Source organism: Pseudomonas sp. MN1F (assembly GCF_009391885.1).
Classification (GTDB): domain Bacteria; phylum Pseudomonadota; class Gammaproteobacteria; order Pseudomonadales; family Pseudomonadaceae; genus Aquipseudomonas.
In genome coordinates this window covers 217,627-240,103 of the sequence record NZ_VZII01000009.1, presented here as the reverse complement: position 1 = coordinate 240,103, position 22,477 = coordinate 217,627, and the positions used below count along the sequence as shown (strand labels likewise).

Below are 22,477 nucleotides of genomic sequence, written 5' to 3'. Positions count from 1 at the left end.
AAAACTCGGCCAAATCGCCCTGAAACTCCCTGTTTCCGGGTTTTTCAAAACTGGCACGCCCCCTGCAATAGCTAATACATATCCAGTTTCGGGGGCCCTGGTACAGGCAGGCCGGGTGACCCCTCTTTTATTCGCAATAACGCCGCTTTCGGGGACCTCGGTACAGGCAGGCCGGGCCATCCCCCCTTTAATTCGCTGTAAGCCCTTTTGGGGACCTTGGTACAGGCAGGCCGAGATATCCCCTCTTTTATTCGTGCAGTTTCACCTGCACCCGCCAACGTCCAGCGTCCTCTGCACCGGCCCATTCGCCGTGCAGGGGACGCGCGGCAATCACCGTCAGCAACAGCCCCTTGTCGCTCTTCTGCAATCGCCAGCCAACCGGTTTGCCCTGCAAGTCCAACTGACCACGCTGCGCCTTGCCCTCGGCCTCGAACAGCAGCGCCACGGTACCCTCGACGTTTTCGCCATGCAGCTTGGGTTCTTCGTTGAACCACAGGTCCAGGCCATCCTGTACCACTTCGACCTGCTCCAGCACATGCTCGTCAGGGGCAGTCAAACGGCCAATCATCAGGCCCACCAATACGCCGAACAGCGCCAGGGAAAGCAGCATGCGTGGCCAGGCCTTCGAACGCAGGTCGGGTTCAGGGGTAGAATGCTCGTCATCTTCACGTTTGGAGCCGTGCATGTTTCACGTCATCCTTTTTCAACCAGAAATTCCGCCGAATACCGGCAACATCATCCGCCTCTGCGCCAACAGCGGTTGCGCCCTGCACCTGATCGAGCCGATCAGCTTCGAACTGGACGACAAGCGCCTGCGCCGGGCCGGGCTGGATTACCACGAGTATGCCACGCTCAAGCGCCACGAAAGCCTGGCCGGATGCCTGGAAAGCCTGGGCAATCCGCGGCTGTTCGCCTTTACCACCAAGGGCTCGCATCCGTTCCATGAAGTGGCTTATCAGCCCGGTGATGCATTCCTGTTCGGGCCTGAGAGCCGAGGCCTGCCGGCCGAGGTGCTGGACAGCCTGCCGGCCGAGCAACGCCTGCGCCTGCCGATGCGGCCGGGGTGCAGGAGCCTTAACCTGTCCAATACCGTGGCGGTTACCGTCTATGAAGCCTGGCGGCAGAATGGGTTTGCCGGGAGCTGATCCGTAGCCGGCACAGGCAACAAAAAAGCGCCCCGAGAGGCGCTTTTTTGATACCGGCAGAATTACTGCACGGTCGGCGTTTCGCCAGCTTCCTGCATGCGCTGCAGCTCTTGCGCGTACAGGGCGTCGAAGTTGACCGGCGACAGCATCAGGGCCGGGAACGAACCGCGGGTCACCAGGCTGTCCAGGGTCTCACGGGCGTACGGGAACAGGATGTTCGGGCAGAACGCGCCGAGCGTGTGGCTCATCGACGAAGCGTCGAGGTTCTTGATCAGGAAGATGCCAGCCTGCTGAACTTCAGCGATGAAGGCCACTTCGTCACCGTTCTTGACGGTCACCGACAGGGTCAGCACCACTTCGTGGAAGTCACCTTCCAGGGCCTTCTGCTTGGTGTTCAGGTCCAGGGCAACGCTCGGCTCCCAGGTCTGACGGAAGATCTGCGGGCTTTTCGGGGCTTCGAACGACAGGTCACGCACGTAGATGCGCTGCATGGAGAACTGAGGGCTGTTGTCTTCTGCAGCAGCGCCGTTGGTCTGTTGGTCAGTCATGGCAGATCCTTAATCCTAATGTTTTTGAATGCAGTGCAAATCAGGCTGCCAGCAGCGCGTCGAGCTTGCCGGCGCGCTCCAGGGCATAGAGGTCATCGCATCCACCGACGTGGGTGCTGCCGATCCAGATCTGCGGCACCGAAGTACGGCCGGCCTTCTGGCTCATCTCGGCGCGGAGCTGCGGCTTGCCGTCGACCTTGATTTCCTCGAAGGCCACGCCTTTGCTCTCGAGCAGGTACTTGGCGCGCATGCAGTAAGGGCAGTAGTCGCTGGAATAGACGATGACGGGCTTCATATCACTTCACCAGGGGCAGGTTATCGGCTTTCCAGCTGGAAACGCCACCGCTCAGTTTGGCGGCAGTGTAACCAGCCTTGAGCAGCTCGCCGCAGACCGCGCCAGACTGCTGGCCCATCGCATCGACGACGATCAGCGTCTTCTCTTTGTGCTTCTCGAGCTCGGTCATGCGGTTGGCGATCTTGTCCTGCGGGATGTTCAGCGCACCGACGATGTGGCCGGCGGAATATTCCTTGGACGGGCGAATGTCGATGACCAGCGCCTTGTCGGCATTGACCAGCGCGGTCAGCTGGCCGTTGCTCAGGCTCTGGCCGCCACGGCGCAGTTCATTGACGAGCAGTGCAACCAGCAGAACCACGAAGATCGCCACCAGGATGTAGTGATCTGTCGCGAATTGAATCAGGTGAGCAACCATCAGCGGTGTTCCAGGCGATTGAAAATGCCGGCCAGTATACACAGCCCCCCAGTGCCACCAAAGCCCGAAGGGTTGGCGGTAAAGGTAGCTTCATGTTACCGGTGGCCTGCGCCGGTCGGGCGACAGGACGATTATTCGCCGTTGATGGCGCATTTGCCCTAAAATGCGTGTCTTTATCATCTTTGAACAACCGTGAGTTTGATTGATGACGAGTACGCCCAAACCCCTGGTCCTGATCATCCTGGATGGATTCGGCCACAGCGAAAGCCCCGAATTCAACGCCATCTATGCCGCCAACACACCGGTCTATGACCGCCTGCGCGCCACCCAGCCGCATGGCCTGATTTCCGGATCAGGGATGGATGTCGGCCTGCCGGACGGGCAGATGGGCAACTCCGAAGTCGGCCACATGAACCTCGGCGCCGGGCGCGTCGTCTACCAGGACTTCACCCGGGTGACCAAGGCCATCCGCGACGGTGAATTCTTCCAGAACCCGGTACTCACCGGCGCGGTGGACAAGGCAGTGGGCAACGGCAAGGCCGTGCACATCCTCGGCCTGCTGTCCGACGGCGGCGTGCACAGCCACCAGGACCACCTGATCGCCATGGCCGAACTGGCCGCTCAGCGTGGTGCCGAAAAAATCTACCTGCACGCCTTCCTCGATGGCCGTGACACCCCGCCACGCAGCGCCCAATCGTCGATCGAGCTGCTCGATGCAACCTTCGCCAAGCTCGGCAAGGGGCGCATCGCCAGCCTGATCGGCCGCTACTTCGCGATGGACCGCGACAACCGCTGGGACCGCGTCAGCGCTGCTTACAACCTGATCGTCGACAGCGTTGCCGAATACACCGCCGACAGCGCGCTGGCAGGCCTGGAAGCGGCCTACGCCCGTGAAGAGAACGACGAATTCGTCAAGGCCACGCGCATTGGCGAGGCGGTCAAGGTCGAAGACGGCGACGCCGTGATCTTCATGAACTTCCGCGCTGACCGCGCCCGCGAGCTGTCGCGTGCCTTCGTCGAGCCGGACTTCAACGAATTCCCGCGTGCACGCCTGCCGAAAATGGCGGCCTACATCGGCCTGACCCAGTACTCGGCAAAAATCGCCGCGCCGGCCGCCTACGCCCCGTCCAGCCTGAACAACGTACTGGGCGAGTACCTGGCGAAAAACGGCAAGACTCAGCTGCGCATCGCCGAAACCGAGAAATATGCACACGTCACGTTCTTCTTCTCCGGTGGCCGCGAAGAGCCGTTCGAAGGCGAAGAGCGCATCCTGATCCCGTCGCCAAAGGTCGCCACCTACGACCTGCAGCCCGAGATGAACGCGCCTGAAGTGACCGACCGCATCGTCGAGGCCATCGAGCAGCAGCGTTTTGACGTGATCGTGGTCAACTACGCCAACGGCGACATGGTTGGCCACACCGGCGTGTTCGAGGCGGCAGTAAAAGCTGTCGAAGCCCTGGATACCTGTGTCGGGCGTATCGTCGAGGCGTTGGAGAAGGTCGACGGCGAAGCGCTGATCACCGCCGATCACGGCAACGTCGAGCAGATGGAAGACGCCTGCACCGGCCAGGCGCACACTGCGCACACCAGCGAGCCGGTGCCGTTCATCTATGTCGGCAAGCGCAAGCTGCAGGTCCGCGAAGGCGGTGTGCTGGCCGACGTGGCGCCGACCATGTTGAAACTGCTGGGCCTGGAAAAGCCGGCAGAAATGACCGGTACTTCGATCCTGGTCGACGCCTGATTCGGTGTACCGGGGCCGCCTTGCAGCCCCTTTGCACATGAATTCCGGACAAACGCCCCGCTGCCCCGGCAGCGAGGCGTTTTTTTTGCCTGCCCGCACGGGCATACTAGGCCAGTCTCCATCCCTGGTACGCCAAACCCCATGCTACGCGCCCTGATCCTATTAGCCCTGTCTTGCCTGCTCAGCCCGGCCTTCGCCGATGAGCGCGCGCAGACCCAGCAGCAACTGGACGCCACCCGTCAGGACATTGCCGAGCTCAAGAAGACGCTAAGCAAGCTCCAGGAAGAAAAAGCCGGTGTGCAAAAAGACCTCAAGGCCACCGAGACCGACATCGGCAACCTGGAGAAGCAGGTGGAGGCCCTGCAACAAGAACTAAAAAAGACCGAGGGCGAGCTGGAGCGCCTTGATACCGAGAAAAAAAAACTCCAGAGCGCCCGCGTTGAACAACAGCGACTGATCGCCATCCAGGCCCGTTCGGCCTACCAGAACAACGGCCGCGAGGAATACCTCAAGCTGCTGCTCAACCAGCAGAACCCCGAGAAATTCGCCCGCACCCTCACCTACTACGATTACCTGAGCAAGGCGCGTCTCGACCAGCTCAAGGCGTTCAATGAAACCTTGCGCCAGCTGGCCAACGTCGAGCAGGACATTTCCCGCCAGCAGGAACAGTTGCTGGCCCAGCGCGCTGACCTCGACACCCGCCGCCAGGCGCTGGACGCCGAGCGCGGCAAGCGCCAGCAGGTCCTGGCCAAGCTCAACAGCGACGTGAAAGACGGCGACCAGAAGCTGCAGGCCCGGCAACAGGACCAGGCCGACCTGGCCAAGGTGCTCAAGACCATCGAGGAAACCCTGGCCCGCCAGGCCCGCGAAGCCGAAGAAGCGCGCAAGAAAGCCCTGCTTGCCCAGCAGGAAGCCGAGAAACGCCGCCAGCAGGAAGCCCTGGCCGCGCGTGCGGACAAGGAAGATGCCGAGCCACCGAAAAAGGCCCGCACCACCCTCGGCCCGCTGGTTTCCAGTGACGGCGCCAGCTACGGCGGAGCATTTTCTGCTGCACGGGGAAAACTTCCCTGGCCGGTCAATGGTCGATTGCTGGCACGCTTCGGTGACGCCCGCGGCAGCGATGCCCGGGCCAAGTGGGACGGCGTGATGATCAGCGCCAGCCCCGGCACCCAGGTACGCGCAGTGCACGGCGGGCGGGTGGTGTTTGCCGACTGGTTGCGTGGCGCTGGACTTCTGGTCATTCTCGACCATGGTAATGGTTACCTGAGCCTGTACGGCCACAACCAGAGCCTGCTCAAGAGCGCCGGCGACATCGTCAAGGCCGGCGAAGCCATTTCCACCGTTGGCGACAGCGGTGGCCAGGACAGCGCAGGCTTGTACTTCGCCATCCGCCAGCAGGGCCGGCCTACCGACCCTTCGCAGTGGTGCCGCGGCTGACACATTACATACGGCGTAGCGCCAGGCGCTGCGCCGATGCTCCGCAGGGAGCGCTTACAGGATCAGGAGTTTGTTCGACATGCTGCACTCGCCTCGCCTCACCCAGCTGGCCCTGACCATCGCCCTGGCGATTGGTGCGCCCCTGGCCAGCGCCGCGGAGCCGGCGAAAGCATCGCCAGCCAAGACTGCCGCAGTGCCAGCCACCGAAGTGACCGCCAAGGCGCCACTGCCGCTGGAAGAGCTGCGCACCTTTGCCGAGGTCATGGACCGTATCAAGGCTGCCTACGTCGAACCTGTGGACGACAAGACCCTGCTGGAAAATGCCATCAAGGGCATGCTCAGCAACCTTGACCCCCACTCGGCCTACCTCGGCCCTGAAGACTTCCAGGAGCTGCAGGAGAGCACCAGCGGCGAATTCGGCGGCCTCGGCATCGAAGTGGGCCAGGAGGACGGCAATATCAAGGTGGTGTCGCCGATCGACGACACCCCAGCCTCGCGTGCCGGCGTGCAGGCCGGCGACCTGATCGTCAAGATCAACGGCGCACCAACCCGCGGCCAGACCATGACCGAAGCGGTCGACAAGATGCGTGGCAAGGTGGGCGAGAAGATCACCCTGACCCTGGTGCGCGACGGCGGCAGTCCATTCGACGTGACCCTTGCCCGCGCGGTGATCCAGGTCAAGAGCGTGAAGAGCCAGTTGCTGGAAAGCGGCTATGGCTACATCCGCATCACCCAGTTCCAGGTCAAGACCGGTGACGAAGTCGGCAAGGCCCTGGCCAAGCTGCGCAAGGACAACGGCAAAAAACTGCGCGGGGTGATCCTCGACCTGCGCAACAACCCCGGCGGCGTGCTGCAATCGGCTGTGGAAGTGGCCGACCACTTCCTGACCAAGGGCCTGATCGTCTACACCAAGGGCCGCATCGCCAACTCCGAATTGCGCTTCTCTGCCGACCCGGCCGACGCCAGTGAAGGCGTACCGATGGTAGTGTTGATCAACGGCGGCAGCGCTTCAGCCTCGGAAATCGTCGCCGGTGCCCTGCAGGACCAAAAACGCGCTGTGTTGATGGGCACCGACAGCTTCGGCAAGGGCTCGGTGCAGACCGTGCTGCCACTGGCCAACGACCGCGCACTGAAGCTAACGACTGCGCTGTACTACACCCCCAACGGCCGCTCGATCCAGGCCCAGGGCATCGTCCCCGACATCGAAGTGCGCCCGGCCAAGCTGACCGCCGATGCCAGCGACAACGACACCTTCAAGGAAGCCGATCTCCAAGGCCACCTGGGCAACGGCAACGGCGGTGCCGACCGCCCGACCGACAGCAGCAAGCGCAAGGAGCGCCCGCAGGACAGTGACTACCAGCTGAGCCAGGCGCTGAGCCTGCTCAAGGGCCTGAACATCACCAAGGGCGACTGATCCACCCCATGCGTTATCTGTTGTGTCTGTTGTTCTGCCTGATGGCCGGGGTCGCGCAAGCGGCGCCGGCCGGCAAGGCCTACCTGAGCATCATCATCGACGACCTGGGCCAGAGCGCCGATCGCGACAGCCGAACACTCGCCCTGCCCGGGCCGGTGACCCTGGCGATCATGCCCGATACCCCACACGCCACCGACTTCGCCCGCCAGGCCCACAAGGCCGGCAAGACGGTGATCCTGCACATGCCCATGGACCCGGCCACCGGGCCCTTTGCCTGGCACCCAGGCATCCCGATCGAAGAGCTGGCCCGGCGCCTGGATGCGGCCCTGGCCAAGGTGCCGTATGCCGCTGGCATCAACAACCACATGGGTAGCCGCATGACCGCCCAGCGTGAGCCGATGGCCTGGTTGATGGGTGAGCTGCAGCGTCGGCACCTGTTCTTCGTCGACAGCCGCACCAGCGCGGCCACGGTCGCTGCCGCCGAGGCCCAAGCCCAGGGGCTGGCCCATGTGTCGCGGGATGTGTTCCTCGATGACGTGCGTACTACCGAAGCAATCACCGGGCAGTTGCAGCAAGGCATTGCCCTGGCGCGCAAGCAGGGCTCGGCGGTGCTGATCGGCCACCCTTATGCACAGACCCTGGAAGTGCTGGAGCGCGAGCTGCCACGGCTCAAGAGCCAGGGCATCGAACTGATCCCGCTCAGGCAGATGATTGCCCTGCGCAGCAACCTGGCGATGCCGGGGCATGGCAAGAACGGGCGTTACACCAACCGCTGAAGAAGCCCCCACCTATGTACCGCCAGACGCGCCCATAATCCCTTCACCTTTCGTCCTCCATCTATAAGGAGGTACGACATGCAAAAGCCATTACGCCTCGCCACGCTGAGCCTCACACTGGTCACCCACTTGGCCAATGCCAGCGACACCACGCCCCCTCCCCCAGCACCGCTTATCCTGTACAACAGCCAAGGCCAGAACTCGCAGTGGACCGGCGTTGGCCGGCTGACCTGGAACAACCGGCATTGCATCGGCACGCTACTGGACAGCCGCGACGCCACCCTCGGCACAAATGGGCCGGCCTACATCCTGACGGCTGGGCACTGTGTCGGCGGCATAAATGGCAAGGTCCTCGTGGACCAGGCGATTACCGGCAGTATCAGCTTCAATTATTTTGTCGATACACAAGACCAGCGCCACACCGTGCGCCTGAAGCGAACGCTATGGAACAGCTTGCAAGGTGCCGACCTCGCGCTTCTCGAGCTCGACGCCACGCTGGGGGAACTGTTGGCTCTAGGTATAACGCCACTCAAACCAGGCATATCCCCGTTACAGGGAAGCGCAGTCCAGATAGCCGGCGAGCCAAGTTCGATCGGCAAAGGCTTGCGCCTGTCCACCTGTACCGAGTGGCGCCATGACACATCCAGTGTCGGAAGCTGGGTGTGGCGCAATGCCAGGCGTAACGATTGCCAAGGCCTGGATGAGGGCGCCTCCGGGAGCCCGGTCGTGGCCACCGGGAGCAATCGCCTGGTCAGTGTTGCCAACAGCCTGCATGACAACGAAGTCGGTGCAATTCCGGTACACCGCCTGCTTGGCTGCTTCAGTGCAGGTCGTGTGGACCTCGATAAGGAAGATTGCCAGCTACTGCCGGGTTTTCAACTCGAGCCGCAGGGCAACAGCTTCAAGGCACTGACCAAAGCCCGAAGCTTGGCTGATGGCTCCCTTGAGCCTGCACGCTGGGGCTTCCAGTTCCTGATCGATACACCGCGCTACCGCTACAAAACCAGCACTGACGCACTTGCATGCGAAGACCCGGTTGGCTACAGCGGCACCCTTTCTTCCAGCGAGACCCTGATCGATGACCCGATCGGCCCAGAGCCCGGCACTCACTACTTGTGCCTGATCGGCATACAGTCGCCAGAGCAACTGCCTTCTCGTGCGCTGATGGCCAACAGCCTGAGCGTCAAAGTGGATCTGCTGCCACCCGGCCGCCCCCAGGCCCGGGTGATGACTGAACATTCGCCCGACGGTGGCGTGCGCATCAGTTGGCTGCGAGACCCTGACGTCGTGTTCTACCGGGTAAAGCGTGGTGCACCGGCAACGACCGACTGTCATGATCAGTCAGGCTATCGCCTGCTGCGCGCACAGAGCCGCGACATCCCGGGTTCGGCCTTGCCTTTGAAGCTGTGCAGCGTCGCCATCGATGTGATTGGGCAAAGTTCCGAAGTGCGCACTGACCTGCTGCAAGCCGCCGTACCGTAACAGCAGCCCGAGCCTGCGGTACCTGGCATGAGTGCCAGGTACCGCTGCTCCCGACTTGTTACTCGGCCGCTCAATTGAACGGAATGATGCCCTCGGCTTGCTCCAGCGTCAGCTTGCCACGGTGCAGCCGTTGCCCCGCAATTGCAGCGAGGCGGCTGCTCATGCGACGCTGGCTCCAAGTCTTCAGGTGGCCGGCAATGAAATCCTTGGGAAAGGCGTCAGGCGACGGGAAATGAAAGTGCGCAGCCCAAAGATTACGTTTACTCGGCAGGCGCAGCACCCGGTACTCGTCAAACGCACTACCGTCCTGCATGGTGCGCCGCTCACTGTATTCGACCGTGATCAGGCCCTCTTCATAAAGAAAACGCAGGGCTTGGGCGGAGGGATAGCTGGTGTCCGTGTAAAGGGTAGTGAGTTGCAGCTTCTTTTCTGCACGTAGCGCATCTGCCTCTCGCTCCACGGTCCTGAGCAGCGTGTCGTTGCCACCCACATCACGCACGGTGCTGGCTGCCTGAGCCAGTTTGTGCAGCTGCTGGTCGAATAACTGGGCAAGCAAGGCACCCTTGATATCGTTTTGAACGTATGCCTTGGCTTTCACCCGCACGGCATTGTTCTCGTCCAGCAGTGACTGTACCCACATGGCCAGATCGCCGGGTGGGGTTTCGTCAGATAACGACGGTCGCTTATCTTCACGCTGGCGCCACTCATCCCCCACTTTTTCGAAAGTGGCCAACACCGCATCGCTGAACGCCTCACGCACCTCAAGCACGTGCTGCCCCTGAAATTCGATTTCGGTTCCGATCAATAGCTGGCCCTGAGCGTTACGCACCAGCCGCTGCGGCACGCTGGACATCGGGTAAGGCGTACGCTTGCTGGGCACGCTGGCGTCATCCTGCTCACGAGCCGCCTGGACCAAACGGCTGCCCGCATCGAGTTTGAGCTTGCCGACATGCTCCCGGTATCGATCGATCATGGCCGGCTCGACCAGTGCCCCGCCCTCCTGGCGAATGCGGTCGCTGTTGAGCAGCGCGGCACTGTATTCATCCCAGGCCTCCTGCAGGATGACAATCCTGTCCTGCGCCGGCAGGTTGGCAAAATCCAGTTCGCCGTGAGCCTCAGCCGCGTTACGCAGGCTCAGGCTAGCCAGGTCCTGGCGGTAGCCTGAAAGGAGGTTTTGCCCCGTGACGCTGTCCAAATGCAACGCAAGGTCCGCCAGGTTCAATACCTGGTGGAAACGCAACTGAACCGTGTTGACGCTGCGCTGGGCAATCAATTGCGCAACGGTGCGTACTGGTTCGCCCGACGAACCGGTAATCGCGAAATCGTCTGCGGTATCCGCCAGTAGCTGATCGAGATGCTCATACCCTGCCAGGATGCGCTCCTGCAGGCCGACAACGGTTTCCAGTTTGAGGCGGAACTTCTGATACAACTGAGCGACTTCAGCAATTGGCTGCCCATCCAGGGCCTTTTGCATCTCGACCAGTTCGGGATAGTCCACAAGGTTCCAAAGCTCATTGACGATGAAGTCGTTATTGCGGATAAGCCCCTCCCGTACAGTGGTCTCGTGCTGCGTAAGCATCGCATCCCAATCGCCTTTCAGGCGTTCGCTGGTATATTTGGGCTCCCTGATGGTCGCCAGCAGCGGCAGTATTGCCTTTTCAGCGCTGACGGCAGCTTCCAGTTGCTGTATCGACTGGTCCCTCTGCTCGGAGTCATTTCGTTCCAACTCGGTTATGCGTTCATCGTAGCGCTGTAGCAAAACTTGCAAACTCGCAGCTTCGTCCCCCTCGGGCAACGAAGATTGTTTTTCGGCTGCCTTGGCTCTGAGGTCCTTGAGGGTTTGCAGCTTTTGCTTCGACTCCAGCGAACTCAGGGCCAGCCTGCCGAATTGTTCTCGCGCAAGGTTGACCTGCTGGTCCAGCTGGTTGACCTTTTTATGTAATTCGCGAAACCGGGTCGCCAGCCGAGCGCGGGCGACGTTCTGCTGCATACCGGCCTTCAGGCAGAGTGACGCGTCAACTCGCCAGAAGCCTTCGTCAAAACTCAGCCAGGGCCCCGGGGCTCCCTTGGCATCGACCACCTGCACGCCATAGGGCTTTCGCTCGACACGGTAGACATACCCGCCCAAGGCTACGTAATAGTTGTCGTCAATGCGGTACAAGCCCGCCGCTTCGCCGGCGCTCAACGGTTTCAGGCCATTGAGCGATACACCTGAACGCATGGCCATGAGCTTTTTCTTCAGTTGTTCCGGCAACCAGTTGACGCCACCCCGGCCTCGGTAGGCATGATCAAGCCAGGGGCCAGGCAACGCTTCGCCAGATGCCGGCGCCACCTCCTGCGCAGCGACAGCGATCTCGGCAAAAGCTCCGCGCTGTGCCTCAGGCCCTTCGATTGCTGCCGCGCTGGGCAATTCAGGACGGGGGCTTTGCTGGGCGGGCTGCCTGGCATGCAACAACACCATGCTCATGTTCAGCATCAGGTCGGCAGTTGCAGCCGCGCGGTCGAACTCATCGCCACGCTCGAGGGCTTCAAGGTCGTGCTGCAAGGAAGCCAGCAGTTGCACCAACCACGCCACAGAGGCCACCGGCCCTCGGAGCGCCAATGTCACGACATCGAACAATAGCCATGCGCCTTCGCTCAGGGTCTGCCAGCGGCTCTCGGCATTGGATACAGACTGTTGGTCAGCGAGCCTGAGCAGCAAGTCCCGATTTGCCGCATACAGTTTCTCGTCAATGTCGTTACGCCAGTAGCTGATGGCCAGCTTGGCAGGTTGCGCACGCACAGGCTGAACGTAAGGATCGATGCCAATGGCACTGATGTGGGGTTCGCTGAAACCTCCATGGTCGTAGATTGCCCTGACGCTCGGCTCCATCCAGTCGAGAAGGCTGTCCTGCAGAATCTTCGACTCGCGCACATGCTCGAGCAACGCCGACAAACTGGAATATTCACGAAGCGTGTCTTGCGCAAACAAGGGGCGGTAAAGCAATGCCAACGAGGGCTCTGCGCAATACAGGATGTACATGCAGCGGACCGTGTCGGTTTGCGCGGAGGTTGCGCTGCGCTTGAATGCCAATGGCATCAACGTCATGCGCGGCGTGTCTGCGTCGACTTGCCCGGCACAGAAGTCGACCACGCATTGCAGCCCTGGCTCTCGGATCTTTCCGTCCAGCTTGGCAGTGATCGCAGTGGCGAGCAGAGCCGCACGCCATTCACCACCCAGACGCTTGACCCGGCCCGCGCGCCTGGCCGGATCGTCCAGCTGCGCAGCGACATAGGCAGGGTAATGGCTTCCGATATCTACCTTGCTGACAAGCGCCCTGGCAGCCTTGGCATCCAACCATGGCGGCACTTCGCCTCCGCTGCGCAGGTAAATGCGTTCGATGCTCGCCCCCTTGAGGGAAGCGAGATTACCGATGGCGAATTCGGTGAGCGTCTTGCTGCCAGCGAAGACCAATGGTTCGCCGCCGCCAGTGCCTGTTGCCGCACCTCCCGGCACCCCACGGGCAAGGTAGAGGTCGAACATCAGTTCGTCCGGGGAGCTGTCAGCCCCATGATCCGCGCGGATTTGGGCGACAAGCTTCTGGCGAGCGTAATCGTTCAGCGACTGAATGCCCTCCAGCGCAGCGGCGCCACCCGAGTCGAGTTGATAAAGCGCAATCTGCAGCAACGCGGCGCTGCACGCGAAGCTGTCCTGCGCCACACTGCCCCGCAACCCCGGGGGTGGCTTCACTGCAGGGGTGTCATCCTGATACACCTCGAACCAGGGCGAAGGGTCGCTAAGCACGCTTAAACGCTGCTCAAGCGCCGCTAGATCCTTGATGTCGCGATAGCGAGCTCGCTCAATCCGTTGCAGCAGCGAGTCGAGCAAAAGCGAAACCTGCTGGGCAAATACATTGCCGTAGGCTGGATAGCGTTGCCAACTCATCTGTTCGAAGGCATAGACCTGCGCCAGTTCGTCACGCAATGCGAGGCCAAACGCGCTCAACGAGTCGAAGCTGCGTACCGCCCCGGAAGGTGCGCACCACAGAATGACCTCGCGCTCATCCCACTCGCCACAGACCAGCATCTGGCATTGCATTGGATCATGCTGCAGGGCCGCACTGGTCAGACGGGCCTGGACGAAGTACACCGGGGGCTGGTCGTCACCGCCGTGCAGCACGCCACGGATACACGCTTGCTCCTCAGAAGCCAGCCCTTGCAAGGGCAAGCTGCGCAGCAGAGAGATCCTGAGCAGCAACTGCAACCAGTCGTCGCGACTGACTCCGGCGCTGCCCTTGGCCCGCCAATACTCGAGTTGCGCCTCGCAGAAACGTTGTGGAAGCTCTTCTACCAGCTGATTGAGGGCGGATGACAAGCCTGACAATTGACGGGTATCGAACTCACTCGTCGAGCCGGCGAAAAGATAGGCGCCGGTCAACCCGAGGTTGAAATGGCGACCATCTGCCAGTGGCTCGAAACTCAGCGGCTGCGGGTCGAGCAAGGCTTGCAGAATCCGGTCCACCAAGGGGCCGGTGGTCCAATAGTTGCCGGAGGGCTCCGGGCTGTCCAGTGTCAGCGGGTCAGCCGTTGTCAGGGCAGGGGTAACGTAGGCCAACCATGGCAACTCTGCCAGCAACACGCGCAGCAGCTGTGCACTGGCGACCTGGCGCAGGGTCGGCCGATCGTCGAACTGCCTGGCAACGGCTTGCCTGAAATCAAAGACTGGAACCTGGGAACGGGTCATGCTGGGTACCTCCGCCTTAAAAACGGTAGGCTGCGGCAATCAGGCCCGATACCCGCACTACATATTGCTAAAAAAAAGGCCTTGCTCTGTCGGGCAAGGCCTTTTCTTCAATGCATCAGCCTCAGCTGTACACACGCCCCAGCAACTGGCGGTGGCTTTCGAACTGATCCAGCACATCACGCACGATCTGCTCCGGCGCAAAGCCCATCAGGTCGTACTCCTGGCTGCCATCATGCAGATACACCTCGGCACGGTAGAAGCGCTGACGCACTTCCGGCTCACCCTCTACCGGCGCCTCGCTCGGCGCGGCCATGTAGCCGTCCAGGCTCACTTCGTAAACGAACGGGTTGCCCTCGTCCATCATCACCCGCAGGCCCATCATGTTGCGCGACTGGCCAACACGGGTTTCCACCTCGAAGCCCAGGGTCTGCAACTGCGCGGCGGCTTCCTTGAGCGCCGGGCTGACGTGCTTGTCCATGAAGCGCTGCACCACGGCCTGGGTCGGCTGCAGGTCCAGCTGGCTCAGGCGCTCGGTGAAGCCGCGACGGCCACGGGCGGCCAGTTCGGCGCGCTCCTGCTCGACCGCCACGTCCTGCTTCATGGCTTTGTACAGGCCGAACATGAACAGCACCAGCACCACCGAGAACGGCAGGCCCGCCAGCACCACCATGGTCTGCATGGCTTCGAAGTTACCGGCGAACAGCAGGCCGATGGTGACCAGGGTGATGACCACCGACCAGAACACCACCATCCAGTGCGGGGCGTCTTCGTCGACCTTGCCGCCTTTGCACGACAGGTTGGCCATCATCACCGCGCCCGAGTCGGCCGGGGTGAGGAACAGCACGAAGCCGACGAACACCGCCACACCGATCACGATCTTGGTCGCCGGGAAGTATTCCAGCAGCTGGTAGATCGACATCGACGGCTGCTCCAGCGCTGTCTTGCCCAGCTCCACGGCGCCCTGGTTGATCACCAGGTCCAGCGCGGTATTGCCAAAGATCGACAGCCAGGCCAGGGTGAAGCCCAGCGGGATCAGCAGCACGCCGCTGACCAGCTGGCGCACGGTGCGGCCCTTGGAGATACGGGCAATGAACATGCCGACGAACGGGCCCCAGGAGATCCACCAGGCCCAGTAGAACACGGTCCACAGGCCCAGCCAGCGCTCGGACTTGCCGGCTTCGCCTTCGTATACATAGAGGTCGAAGGTCTTCAGCACGATGCCGTTGAGGTAGTCACCGATGTTCTGCACGAAGCCGTTGAGCAGGTGCAAGGTTTCGCCGCCCAGCAGGACGAAGATCAGCAGGCCGCTGAACAGCACGATATTCAGGTTGGACAGGCGACGAATGCCGTTCTCTACACCCGATACCGCCGCCACGGTGGCCACGCCAGCCATGACCAGGATCACCACCAGCAGGTTGGTCTTGCTGTGGTCCATGCCGAACAGGTATTCCAGGCCGGAGGACACCTGCATCGAACCAATGCCCAGGTTGGTCACCAGGCCCAACAGGGTGACGAACATGCCGAAGATGTCCACGGCATTGCCCGCAGCGCCTTTGACCCAGCGCTCACCCACCAGCGGGTACAACGCCGAGCGCAGGGCCAACGGCTGATTGTGACGGTAGGCGAAGTAACCCACGGCCAAGCCGACCAGGGCGTAGATCGCCCAGCCATGCAGGCCCCAGTGCAGGAAGGTCAGCTGCAGGCCCTGGCGCGCCGCGTCGAGGCTGGCAGAGGTGCCTTCCGGTGGATTGAAGTAGTGGTCCAGCGGCTCGGACGCGCCGAAGTACAGCAGCGAAATGCCGATACCGGAGGAGAACAGCATGCCGGCCCAGGCGCCGTAGCTGAAGTCAGGCTGGTCGTCCTTGCCGCCAAGCTTGAGCTTGCCGTAGTCGGAAAAGGCCAGGTAGATGACGAACAGCAGGTAGCCGCCGATCACCAGCATGTAGTACCAGCCGAAGGTGCGCGTCAGCCATTTCTGGGCCACGCCCAGCACCTGGCCGGCGGCTTCGGGTACAGCGATCAACAAGGCAGTCAGAACGAGGATCATCAGCGCGGAGGTGAAGAACACCACGCGGTTGACCCGGACCCTCTCGGCGGGGGGCTTGGTAAGTGAGGCAGAACTCATTGCACGAATGCTCCGGGCAGTACGGCTTTGGAGGCTAATCAGTCTTTTCCCGAGCAATTGGTGGAATTCCGCCACTGCATCAGGTGTTATAAAAGCACCCTGGAAACCGTGATCCCGAATCGATACGTTGCAAAAAAACAGACAGGTGGCCTGCTGAAAAATGCCACGCCTCCACGGAGGTGCGCGCATTCGTCACAGATCACCCCGCCCGCTCCAAGGGCCTGTCGCAGGGCCAGTGACCGTACGGCAGAATCTGCATCTCGCATCGCTCATGCCCGTCAACGCCTTGTATTCCGGGGGTTACGCGATTTCCTGGGGTGTCAATCGGTGCCTTCTCGACGGCCTGAAAAGCTGTCAATGGCACAAATTGTCGCAGAGCTTATTCTTTATTGATTGAACGTTCAATCAAAACAAAATAGACTGGCCTTCGCCGAGTCAGCCGCCTGTCGTCTGCTCGCAGGCCTGAGGAGATAGCAAGATGCCCAAGGTCGGTATGCAACCCATCCGCCGCCAGCAGTTGATCGAAGCCACGTTGCAGGCGGTCGATCAGGTCGGACTGGGTGACGCCAGCATTGCGCTGATTGCCCGTTTGGCCGGTGTGTCGAACGGCATCATCAGTCACTACTTTCGGGACAAGAACGGCCTGATTGCAGCGACGATGGGTTACATCATGAACATGCTCAACGAAGGCGTTAGAGCACGTCGCCAGGCCCTGACGGACGACAGCCCGCGCGCCCACCTGAAAGTGATCATCGAGGGCAACTTCGATGCCAGCCAGGTGAACGGCCCGGCAATGAAAACCTGGTTGGCCTTCTGGGCTTCCAGCATGCACCAGCCCGATTTGCACAGGTTGCAGCGGATCAATGATCACCGCCTGTATTCCAACCTGTGCTGCCAGTTCCGCCGCGCCCTGCCGCTCTACCATGCGCGCAAGGCCGCCCGCGGCCTGGCGGCCCTGATCGATGGCCTGTGGCTGCGGGGTGCCCTGTCGGGAGATGCATTCGACACCGACCAGGCGATACGGATTGCATACGAATACATGGATCTACAACTGGCTAAACAGCACACCCTGGACACCAACGACCAGGCCGCTGATCAAGCACGCACGGCCCTTGCCCACCCGGCAGGAGCGTGACGCGCAGCCAACCACACACTGCACTTGCGAGGACACTATGGCCCGTTTCGGAACGCAAAAACTCTACATTGATGGTGCTTACGTCGACGCTGGCAGCGATGCCACCTTCGAAGCCATCAACCCGGCTACCGGCGAAGTCCTCGCCCACGTGCAACGTGCCACCCAGGCCGATGTCGAGAAGGCTGTGGAAAGCGCCGAGCGCGGCCAGAAAGTCTGGGCCGCGATGACCGCCATGCAGCGTTCGCGCATCCTGCGTCGCGCCGTCGACATCCTGCGCGAGCGCAACGATGAACTGGCCATGCTGGAAACCCTGGACACCGGCAAGTCGTACTCGGAAACCCGCTACGTCGACATCGTCACCGGCGCCGACGTGCTGGAATACTACGCCGGCCTGGTACCGGCCATCGAAGGCGAGCAGATCCCGCTGCGCGAATCGTCCTTCGTCTACACCCGCCGCGAGCCGCTGGGCGTGACCGTCGGTATCGGCGCGTGGAACTACCCGATCCAGATCGCCCTGTGGAAATCCGCCCCAGCCCTGGCCGCTGGCAATGCGATGATCTTCAAGCCGTCGGAAGTCACTTCGCTGACCACCCTGAAACTGGCCGAGATCTACACCGAAGCCGGCCTGCCGAACGGCGTGTTCAACGTCCTGACCGGCAGCGGCCGCGAAGTCGGCACTTGGCTGACCGAGCACCCACGCATCGAGAAAGTCTCCTTCACCGGCGGCACCACCACCGGCAAGAAGGTCATGGCCAGCGCCTCGAGCTCGTCGCTCAAGGAAGTCACCATGGAGCTGGGCGGCAAGTCGCCACTGATCATCTGCGCCGACGCCGACCTGGACAAGGCCGCCGACATCGCCATGATGGCCAACTTCTACAGCTCCGGCCAGGTCTGCACCAACGGCACCCGCGTGTTCATCCCGGCTGAAATGAAGGCGGCCTTTGAAGCCAAGATCGCCGAGCGCGTTGCCCGCATTCGCGTTGGCAACCCGGAAGACGAGAACACCAACTTCGGCCCGCTGGTCAGCTTCCAGCACATGGAAAGCGTGCTCGGCTACATCGCCAAAGGCAAGGAAGAAGGTGCCCGCGTGCTGTGCGGCGGCGAGCGCCTGACTGCCGGTGATTTCGCCAACGGTGCCTTCGTGGCCCCGACCGTGTTCACCGACTGCAGCGACGACATGACCATCGTCAAGGAAGAGATCTTCGGCCCGGTGATGAGCATCCTCACCTACGAAACCGAAGAAGAAGTCATCCGCCGTGCCAACGACACCGACTACGGCCTGGCCGCCGGTGTCTGCACCAATGACATCTCCCGCGCCCACCGCATCATCCACCAGCTGGAAGCCGGTATCTGCTGGATCAATGCCTGGGGCGAATCGCCAGCCGAAATGCCGGTTGGCGGCTACAAGCAGTCGGGTGTCGGCCGTGAGAACGGCGTCAGCTCGCTGGCTCAATACACTCGCATCAAGTCGGTCCAGGTCGAGCTGGGCGGCTACAACTCGGTCTTCTAAGGCCCAGTCCCGCCACGCCCGTGCCACTGCGCACGGGCGTTTCCGCTCCCTGACCACCGCCAACACGAGGGTACTTTCATGTCCCAAGAATTCGATTACATCATCGTCGGTGCCGGCTCCGCCGGTAACACCCTGGCGACCCGCCTGACCGAAGACGCCGGCGTCAGCGTACTGCTGCTGGAAGCCGGTGGCCCCGACTACCGCTTCGACTTCCGCACCCAGATGCCGGCCGCCCTGGCCTTCCCGCTGCAGGGTCGCCGCTACAACTGGGCCTACGAGACCGACCCGGAGCCACACATGGACGGCCGCCGCATGGAGTGTGGCCGCGGCAAGGGCCTGGGTGGCTCGTCGCTGATCAACGGCATGTGCTACATCCGCGGCAACGCCATGGACTTCGACGGCTGGGCGAAGCTGCCAGGCCTGGATGACTGGAGCTACCTGGACTGCCTGCCGTACTTCCGCAAGGCTGAAACCCGCGACATCGGCCCCAACGACTACCACGGCGGCGAAGGCCCGGTCAGCGTGACTACGCCTAAGGCCGGTAACAACCCGCTGTTCCATGCCATGGTCGAAGCCGGCGTGCAAGCTGGCTACCCACGCACCGAAGACCTCAACGGCTACCAGCAGGAAGGCTTCGGTCCGATGGACCGCACCGTGACCAAGCAAGGCCGCCGTTCCAGCACCGCCCGTGGCTACCTGGACCAGGCCAAGAAGCGCCCGAACCTGACCATCGTCACCCATGCCCTGACTGACCGCGTGCTGTTCGACGGCAAGCGTGCTGTTGGCGTGACCTACCTGGTCGGCGACAGCGAAGAGCGCGTCGAAGCCCGTGCCCGCAAGGAAGTGATCGTCAGCTCCGGCGCCATTGCTTCGCCGCAGCTGCTGCAGCGTTCCGGCGTTGGCCCGCGCGCCCTGCTGGAAAGCCTCGACATCCCGGTCGTGCACGACCTGCCGGGCGTCGGCGAAAACCTGCAGGACCACCTTGAGCTGTACCTGCAGTACGCCTGCACCCAGCCCGTGTCGCTGTACCCATCGCTGCTGTGGTGGAACCAGCCGGCCATCGGTGCCGAGTGGATGTTCAACGGTACCGGTATCGGCGCCAGCAACCAGTTCGAGGCCGGTGGCTTCATCCGTACCCGCCCTGAGTTCGAGTGGCCGAACATCCAGTACCACTTCCTGCCGGTCGCCATTAACTACAACGGCTCCAACGGCGTGAAGGAACACGGTTTCCAGGCGCACATGGGCTCGATGCGTTCGCCAAGCCGTGGCCGCATCCAGGCCAAGTCGAAGGACCCGCGCCAGCACCCGAGCATCCTGTTCAACTACATGGCCACCGAGCAGGACTGGCAAGAGTTCCGTGACGGCATCCGCCTGACCCGCGAAATCATGGCCCAGCCGGCGCTGGACCCTTACCGCGGTCGCGAAATCAGCCCGGGCGAGCACGTGCAGACCGACGAGGAACTGGACAAGTTCATCCGCGAGCACGCCGAAACCGCCTTCCACCCGTCCTGCTCGTGCAAGATGGGCACCGACGACATGGCAGTGGTCGACGGTGAAGGCCGTGTACACGGCATGCAGGGCCTGCGTGTGGTCGATGCGTCGATCATGCCGATCATCATCACCGGCAACCTCAACGCCACCACGATCATGATCGCCGAGAAGATCTCGGACAAGATCCGCAACCGCAAGCCGCTGCCGCGCAGCACCGCCAAGTACTACGTGGCCAACGGTGCACCGGTGAAGGGCAAGCCAATGCGTGAGGTGAAGCAGGCGTAAGCCTGCCCTGGCCTCTTCGCGGGCAAGCCCGCGAAGAGGCCCACCCAGACAACACTGCAAAAGGCACCCTCCGCGGTGCCTTTTGCACATCTGCAGAAACGCTTTACAGCCTGCCAATTCATCAGGTTAGAATCAGTTGGCACGCGACTTGCCAAGTCAAGGAGCCAAGCCCCCTTCCCGCGATATCCCGGAGTACCTGCCTTTGGATGCAAGCACCATCAACAGCCTGTTTTTGATCGGCGCATTGCTGGTGGGCGCAAGTATCCTGGTCAGCTCGCTGTCGTCGCGCCTGGGCATCCCTATTCTGGTCATCATCCTCGCTGTCGGCATGGTCGCCGGCGTGGATGGTGGCGGCATCATCTTCAACAACTACCCGACCGCCTACCTGGTGGGCAACCTGGCCTTGGCCGTGATCCTTCTCGACGGCGGCCTGCGCACGCGGGTGGCGAGCTTCCGCGTGGCACTGTGGCCGGCGCTGTCGCTGGCCACCGTCGGCGTGATGATCACCACCGCGCTCACCGGCATGGTAGCCGCCTGGCTGTTCAACCTGAGCCTGATCCAGGGCCTGCTGATCGGCGCCATCGTCGGCTCCACCGACGCCGCGGCGGTGTTTTCGCTGCTCGGTGGCAAAGGCCTGAACGAGCGGGTGACCGCCACCCTGGAAATCGAATCGGGCAGCAACGACCCGATGGCCGTGTTCCTCACTGTTACCCTGATCGACATGATCGCCAGCGGCCAGACCGGCCTGCACTGGAGCCTGCTGGGCCACTTGCTGCGCGAGTTCGGTATCGGCGGCCTGCTGGGCCTGGGCGGCGGCTGGCTGCTGCTGCAACTGGTCAACCGCATCAACCTGGCCGGTGGCCTGTACCCGATCCTGGTGGTGGCCGGCGGCCTGGTGGTGTTCTCGCTGACCAACGCGTTGCATGGCAGCGGCTTCCTCGCCGTGTACCTGTGCGGCCTGGTACTGGGCAACAAGCCGATCCGCAGCCGTCACGGCATCCTGCACATGCTCGACGGCATGGCCTGGCTGGCGCAGATCGGCATGTTCCTGGTGCTGGGGCTGCTGGTCACGCCCCACGACCTGCTGCCGATCGCCCTGCCCGCGCTGGGCCTGGCGCTGTGGATGATCCTGGTGGCGCGGCCGCTGTCGGTGGTTGCCGCACTGCTGCCGTTCAAGGCCTTCCACGGCCGCGAAAAGGGCTTCATCTCCTGGGTCGGCCTGCGCGGCGCGGTACCGATCATTCTGGCGGTGTTCCCGCTGATGGCCGGCCTGCCAGACGCCCAGCTGTTCTTCAACCTGGCGTTCTTCATCGTGCTGGTGTCGCTGCTGGTGCAAGGCACCAGCCTGCCGTGGATGGCCAAGCTGCTGAAAGTCACGGTACCGCCAGACCCGGCGCCTATTTCCCGCTCGGCGCTGGAAGTGCACGTCACCAGCGAGTGGGAGCTGTTCGTCTACCGCCTGGGTGCGGAAAAATGGTGCATCGGCGCCGCCCTGCGTGAGCTGAAAATGCCCGAAGGCACGCGGATCGCCGCGCTGTTCCGCGGCGAGCAACTGCTGCACCCGTCCGGCAGCACCGTACTGGAAGTCGGCGACATGCTTTGCGTGATCGGCCACGAACATAACCTTCCAGCACTGGGCAAACTGTTCAGCCAGGCACCGCAGCGTGGCCTGGACCTGCGCTTCTTTGGCGACTTCGTGCTCGAAGGCGATGCCGAGCTGGGCGCGGTGGCCGCACTTTATGGCCTCAAACTGGACGGCCTGGACGCGAAAATGCCACTGGCGCAGTTCATCCGACAGAAGGTCGGAGGCGCTCCAGTAGTAGGCGACCAGGTCGAATGGCACGGCACGATCTGGACCGTGGCGACCATGGACGGGAACAAGATCCAGAAAGTCGGCGTCAGATTCCCCGAAGGAACGCGACCCGGACCAGGATTGTTCCTCTAAACTCCGTTTC

At 62.3% G+C, this 22,477-nt stretch carries 16 protein-coding genes and 1 pseudogene; 10 read left to right on the top strand and 7 right to left on the bottom strand.

The annotated features are described in order from the left end of the window. Positions 1 to 247 precede the first annotated feature (247 nt). Positions 248 to 685 carry a hypothetical protein gene (locus tag F6X59_RS06960; RefSeq protein ID WP_103446039.1) on the bottom strand — a complete coding sequence of 146 codons (438 nt, stop codon included), beginning with the start codon at positions 683 to 685 and terminating at the stop codon, positions 248 to 250. Between F6X59_RS06960 and trmL the strand changes: the two genes are divergently transcribed. Then, on the top strand, positions 684 to 1,145 hold the full coding sequence (gene trmL / locus F6X59_RS06955) for a tRNA (uridine(34)/cytosine(34)/5-carboxymethylaminomethyluridine(34)-2'-O)-methyltransferase TrmL (protein ID WP_054884254.1): 462 nt from the start codon (positions 684 to 686) through the stop codon (positions 1,143 to 1,145). The two genes, F6X59_RS06960 and trmL, sit on opposite strands and share 2 nt — an antisense overlap. A 62-nt stretch (positions 1,146 to 1,207) precedes the next feature. On the opposite strand, the gene secB is transcribed toward trmL, so the two are convergent. The 3 genes from secB to F6X59_RS06940 are packed head-to-tail and all read right to left on the bottom strand — an operon-like array spanning position 1,208 to position 2,403. After that, on the bottom strand, positions 1,208 to 1,693 hold the full coding sequence (gene secB / locus F6X59_RS06950; RefSeq protein ID WP_103446040.1) for a protein-export chaperone SecB: 486 nt from the start codon (positions 1,691 to 1,693) through the stop codon (positions 1,208 to 1,210). A gap of 40 nt (positions 1,694 to 1,733) precedes the next feature. Further along, positions 1,734 to 1,988, bottom strand: coding sequence for a glutaredoxin 3 (gene grxC / locus F6X59_RS06945; protein WP_110995319.1), 255 nt, complete (start codon positions 1,986 to 1,988; stop codon positions 1,734 to 1,736). 1 nt (position 1,989) lies between these two features. Next, positions 1,990 to 2,403 carry a rhodanese-like domain-containing protein gene (locus F6X59_RS06940; RefSeq protein WP_152955586.1) on the bottom strand — a complete coding sequence of 138 codons (414 nt, stop codon included), beginning with the start codon at positions 2,401 to 2,403 and terminating at the stop codon, positions 1,990 to 1,992. A 205-nt stretch (positions 2,404 to 2,608) separates the two neighbouring features. Between F6X59_RS06940 and gpmI the strand changes: the two genes are divergently transcribed. The 5 genes from gpmI to F6X59_RS06915 all read left to right on the top strand — a co-directional run bounded on the left by gpmI (position 2,609) and on the right by F6X59_RS06915 (position 9,253). Next, the gene (gene gpmI / locus F6X59_RS06935) at positions 2,609 to 4,144 is read left to right on the top strand and encodes a 2,3-bisphosphoglycerate-independent phosphoglycerate mutase (RefSeq protein ID WP_152955585.1); all 1,536 of its coding nucleotides are present in this window, start codon (positions 2,609 to 2,611) and stop codon (positions 4,142 to 4,144) included. Positions 4,145 to 4,285: 141 nt separating this feature from the next. After that, on the top strand, positions 4,286 to 5,581 hold the full coding sequence (locus tag F6X59_RS06930; RefSeq protein WP_152955584.1) for a murein hydrolase activator EnvC: 1,296 nt from the start codon (positions 4,286 to 4,288) through the stop codon (positions 5,579 to 5,581). A gap of 79 nt (positions 5,582 to 5,660) precedes the next feature. After that, positions 5,661 to 6,995, top strand: a complete 1,335-nt coding sequence (locus F6X59_RS06925; RefSeq protein WP_152955583.1) for a S41 family peptidase — start codon at positions 5,661 to 5,663, stop codon at positions 6,993 to 6,995. An 8-nt stretch (positions 6,996 to 7,003) separates the two neighbouring features. Beyond that, a complete protein-coding gene (locus F6X59_RS06920; protein ID WP_152955582.1) occupies positions 7,004 to 7,771 on the top strand; it encodes a divergent polysaccharide deacetylase family protein in 768 nt (255 codons plus the stop codon). A gap of 78 nt (positions 7,772 to 7,849) precedes the next feature. Next, positions 7,850 to 9,253 (top strand): trypsin-like peptidase domain-containing protein, encoded by a 1,404-nt coding sequence (locus F6X59_RS06915; RefSeq protein WP_152955581.1) that lies wholly within the window; start codon positions 7,850 to 7,852, stop codon positions 9,251 to 9,253. Between the two features lie 70 nt (positions 9,254 to 9,323). On the opposite strand, the gene F6X59_RS06910 is transcribed toward F6X59_RS06915, so the two are convergent. The 3 genes and pseudogenes from F6X59_RS06910 to F6X59_RS06905 form a co-directional block, all read right to left on the bottom strand. Next, positions 9,324 to 13,976: a dermonecrotic toxin domain-containing protein gene (locus tag F6X59_RS06910; RefSeq protein WP_152955580.1), complete on the bottom strand. Its 4,653-nt coding sequence runs from the start codon at positions 13,974 to 13,976 to the stop codon at positions 9,324 to 9,326. 121 nt (positions 13,977 to 14,097) lie between these two features. Continuing rightward, positions 14,098 to 14,289 carry a hypothetical protein gene (locus F6X59_RS28355; RefSeq protein ID WP_178120042.1) on the bottom strand — a complete coding sequence of 64 codons (192 nt, stop codon included), beginning with the start codon at positions 14,287 to 14,289 and terminating at the stop codon, positions 14,098 to 14,100. Positions 14,290 to 14,518: 229 nt separating this feature from the next. Next, positions 14,519 to 16,044: pseudogene (locus F6X59_RS06905) on the bottom strand (BCCT family transporter); the annotation flags it as partial. Between the two features lie 535 nt (positions 16,045 to 16,579). Here F6X59_RS06905 and betI point away from each other — a divergent pair. The 4 genes from betI (at position 16,580) to F6X59_RS06885 (ending at position 22,467) form a co-directional block, all read left to right on the top strand. Then, positions 16,580 to 17,236, top strand: coding sequence for a transcriptional regulator BetI (gene betI, locus F6X59_RS06900; protein ID WP_060509844.1), 657 nt, complete (start codon positions 16,580 to 16,582; stop codon positions 17,234 to 17,236). A 37-nt stretch (positions 17,237 to 17,273) separates the two neighbouring features. Continuing rightward, positions 17,274 to 18,746 (top strand): betaine-aldehyde dehydrogenase, encoded by a 1,473-nt coding sequence (gene betB / locus F6X59_RS06895; protein ID WP_152955578.1) that lies wholly within the window; start codon positions 17,274 to 17,276, stop codon positions 18,744 to 18,746. A 78-nt stretch (positions 18,747 to 18,824) separates the two neighbouring features. Further along, entirely contained in the window at positions 18,825 to 20,522 is a 1,698-nt protein-coding gene (gene betA, locus F6X59_RS06890; RefSeq protein ID WP_152955577.1) for a choline dehydrogenase, read from the top strand. A 202-nt stretch (positions 20,523 to 20,724) separates the two neighbouring features. Beyond that, positions 20,725 to 22,467 carry a potassium/proton antiporter gene (locus F6X59_RS06885; protein WP_103446049.1) on the top strand — a complete coding sequence of 581 codons (1,743 nt, stop codon included), beginning with the start codon at positions 20,725 to 20,727 and terminating at the stop codon, positions 22,465 to 22,467. Positions 22,468 to 22,477 lie beyond the last annotated feature (10 nt).

What these genes read in the sequence shown, in the direction of transcription:
- trmL (WP_054884254.1), top strand. Translation starts at nt 684, where the DNA reads ATGTTTCACGTCATCCTTTTTCAACCAGAAATTCCGCCGAATACCGGC.
- F6X59_RS06960 (WP_103446039.1), bottom strand. Translation starts at nt 685, where the DNA reads ATGCACGGCTCCAAACGTGAAGATGACGAGCATTCTACCCCTGAACCC.
- secB (WP_103446040.1), bottom strand. Translation starts at nt 1,693, where the DNA reads ATGACTGACCAACAGACCAACGGCGCTGCTGCAGAAGACAACAGCCCT.
- grxC (WP_110995319.1), bottom strand. Translation starts at nt 1,988, where the DNA reads ATGAAGCCCGTCATCGTCTATTCCAGCGACTACTGCCCTTACTGCATG.
- F6X59_RS06940 (WP_152955586.1), bottom strand. Translation starts at nt 2,403, where the DNA reads ATGGTTGCTCACCTGATTCAATTCGCGACAGATCACTACATCCTGGTG.
- gpmI (WP_152955585.1), top strand. Translation starts at nt 2,609, where the DNA reads ATGACGAGTACGCCCAAACCCCTGGTCCTGATCATCCTGGATGGATTC.
- F6X59_RS06930 (WP_152955584.1), top strand. Translation starts at nt 4,286, where the DNA reads ATGCTACGCGCCCTGATCCTATTAGCCCTGTCTTGCCTGCTCAGCCCG.
- F6X59_RS06925 (WP_152955583.1), top strand. Translation starts at nt 5,661, where the DNA reads ATGCTGCACTCGCCTCGCCTCACCCAGCTGGCCCTGACCATCGCCCTG.
- F6X59_RS06920 (WP_152955582.1), top strand. Translation starts at nt 7,004, where the DNA reads ATGCGTTATCTGTTGTGTCTGTTGTTCTGCCTGATGGCCGGGGTCGCG.
- F6X59_RS06915 (WP_152955581.1), top strand. Translation starts at nt 7,850, where the DNA reads ATGCAAAAGCCATTACGCCTCGCCACGCTGAGCCTCACACTGGTCACC.
- F6X59_RS06910 (WP_152955580.1), bottom strand. Translation starts at nt 13,976, where the DNA reads ATGACCCGTTCCCAGGTTCCAGTCTTTGATTTCAGGCAAGCCGTTGCC.
- F6X59_RS28355 (WP_178120042.1), bottom strand. Translation starts at nt 14,289, where the DNA reads ATGGCCGCGCCGAGCGAGGCGCCGGTAGAGGGTGAGCCGGAAGTGCGT.
- betI (WP_060509844.1), top strand. Translation starts at nt 16,580, where the DNA reads ATGCCCAAGGTCGGTATGCAACCCATCCGCCGCCAGCAGTTGATCGAA.
- betB (WP_152955578.1), top strand. Translation starts at nt 17,274, where the DNA reads ATGGCCCGTTTCGGAACGCAAAAACTCTACATTGATGGTGCTTACGTC.
- betA (WP_152955577.1), top strand. Translation starts at nt 18,825, where the DNA reads ATGTCCCAAGAATTCGATTACATCATCGTCGGTGCCGGCTCCGCCGGT.